Here is a 1491-nt window from a genome sequence, read left to right on the forward strand (position 1 = left end):
CGCCCGAGCTGCGCGAACGGCGCATGCAGGCGATCACCCGCTTCCCCGTTTTGGTGGCGCCGACTCTTTTGACGCTGCACGATTCGCCGAATGTTTGCGACGGCAAGCGCCATGCCTGGCGGGAAAAGGACGCAATGGTCGAGGCGACCATCGACGCCGGACGCGATCTGGCCGGCGCGCTGGCTCAACATTACGGCATCTCAAAGGGTCTCGTGCGCTCGCCGCTGTGCGCAGCAATGTGGCCGGTGCGCGATGGTAAGCTGCTGCAAGGCTGGCTGAAGCTCCTTGATGCGCTGCCGGCCAATCAGCGGCCGAGTCTGGCTGAATTCGAGCACTGGCAGCTGTATCTCGCCAATTACTTCGCGCTGCTCGGTGAAAACGATCATGGCCAACCCTTGCCGCAGCCGCCGGAAGTGCATCGCGGGGCTTTCCGTCTGGGCTGGAGCCGCACCTGGGAGACGGCGGCGCGGCGCTACGGCAACCTGCATCCGGCCCTGGCCGATTGCGAGGACTTCCTGCGCGCCGCGCACGCACGGGCAGCCGCGCTCACAGGTCGGCGCCATGGCCCGTCGCAGGGGCGGCTTGCCGCCGGTTGGCTCGCTTGTCATGGGTTGGTGGGATTGCTGGATGCGTCGAGGCGCTGGCATCAACGCTACGCCACTGACTGGAGCAAGTGGCAGACAGACGTCCGCTTGCCCGCCCTGTTGGGTGTCGTCGAAGAACAGGGAAACCGGGCGGAGGAGCTGCTGACACCGGGAGCACTCGCCCGCGAAGGCGAGGCTATGCACCATTGCGTCGCCAGCTACTGGTCAGAATGTCTGGTGGGCGACCGAATCTTCTCTTTGCGCCTACATGATGGTAGCCGCGCGACGGCGCAGTATGAATTGGGGCGCCATCTGCAGGACGACAGCGAATCGTGGTATCGGCTGGTTCAGCTGCGCGGCCCGTGTAATGCAGACGTGAATGAGGCCGTGCGCGCCTGGGCACAGCGCATCGAGGCGCGCCTCAATGCGCCCGAAATCCGCGCCCGCCACAGCGAAATGATGCAGATTGGCGATCAGTTCGAGGTTGGTTTCGAATACACGCGACAGCAAGACGACGAGGCGTGGCAGGATGAACGGCTGCATCGCCAGCTTGAACAGGTCTGCGCCTGGCTGAATTTCACGCAGCTGCCGCCGGAGGTCGTCCTCCTCGACCATGTCGCCGGCTTCCAGTACCACGCGGGCCCCACGCTCCTCGACCGGCTCGCATCCGGCCAGCCGCTTGGTCTCGTGCGTGAGCCGGACAATCCGCACGACCCGCTCGCGGTGCGCCTGGACTGGCAGGAGCAACAGCTCGGCTACGTGCCGCGTCCGCATAATGCTGAGATTGCGCGACGGCTTGATGCCGGCGAAAGATTGTCCGCACGCATTGCAGCCATCGAGCCTGAAGCGGAACCATGGCGGCAGGTGATGTTCGGTGTCGAATCTCCCACCAAAGAACGAGAAGCAC

At 64.8% G+C, this 1491-nt stretch carries 1 protein-coding gene; it reads left to right on the forward strand.

The window, feature by feature from the left end; genetic code table 11:
* Positions 1-23 precede the first annotated feature (23 nt).
* Positions 24-1491 (forward strand): HIRAN domain-containing protein (locus A6M56_RS03765; protein WP_286757774.1); only part of this gene is annotated, 1468 nt, incomplete at its 3' end.

Origin of the sequence: Ralstonia sp. RL (genome assembly GCF_001683835.1) — a bacterium.
In the GTDB taxonomy this organism is placed as follows: Bacteria; Pseudomonadota; Gammaproteobacteria; order Burkholderiales; family Burkholderiaceae; genus Ralstonia; species Ralstonia mannitolilytica.